The organism is Actinoplanes sp. GCM10030250 (assembly GCF_042666575.1).
Lineage (GTDB): Bacteria > Actinomycetota > Actinomycetes > Mycobacteriales > Micromonosporaceae > Actinoplanes.
The window spans coordinates 1-839 of the sequence record NZ_JBHTDO010000110.1 but is presented as its reverse complement, the minus strand read 5'-3'; the positions used below and the strand labels follow the sequence as shown (position 1 = coordinate 839).

The window sequence follows — 839 nt, the reverse complement described above, 5'->3', positions numbered from 1 at the left end:
CCGGGCGGGCCCACGGGGATGGGCTCTGGTGGGGCTCGTCGGGGGGTGGGGGAGCCTGGGCCGGGATGGGTTCGGTGTGGTCGGCCTGGTCGGTGCGGAACTGTTCGGTGTCCTCGTTGGGCTGGGAGTAGAAGCGGGTGCCGGTTGCTGGGGCGGCGGTCGCTGTGGTGGGAGGCGCTGTGGTGGGAGGCGCTGTGGTGGGTGCCGCTGTGGTGGGAGGCCAGGCGGTGGTGGCGTCGGCGGGGGCTGGGGGGTCGGCCGGTTCGTCGAGGGGGAGGTCGATCAGGGGGTCGGACTCGGTGCGGGATTCGGTGCGGGATTCGGTCGGGGGGCGCTGGGTGGGTGCGCCGGGGACCGGGGTGTCGCGTTCGACGGTTGCGGTGGCTGTGCCGCCGCGGCGTTTGGGGCTGGGGCGGGTGCCAGGGGCGCGGCTGGAGGACGGGCTGGAGTAGGTGCGGGCTGAGGGTGCGGCGTTGGCTGACGGTGGGGCTTCGGCTGAGCGGGGCGGCGGGGCGTCGCTTGAGCGAGGGGGTGGGGCGTCGGTGAAGCGCGGGGCCGCGGGTGGGGGTGGGGGCGGGGCGTCGTCGAAGTTGGACGGGGCGTGACGGGGTGGCGGTGGGGCGTCGCCAGGCCAGTCAGCGTCCCGGTCCCGGTCAGCGTCCCGGTCCCGGTCAGCGTCCCGGTCGGTGTCGGCGTCCCGGTCCTGATCCCGGACGGCGTCCCGGTCGGTGTCGGTGTCCCGGTCTCGGACGGTGTCGGCGTGGGGATCGGGGTCGGCGTCGGGGGCGTCGGTGGGGGGAGTGGGGTCGAAGCGGCCGGCGGCGGGGGCTCGGCGGGGG

General features: G+C 76.8%; 1 pseudogene. It reads right to left on the bottom strand.

Features of this window, described 5'->3' with window-relative positions:
* Positions 1 to 839 (bottom strand): annotated as a pseudogene (locus tag ACFQV6_RS44265) (hypothetical protein); the annotation flags it as partial.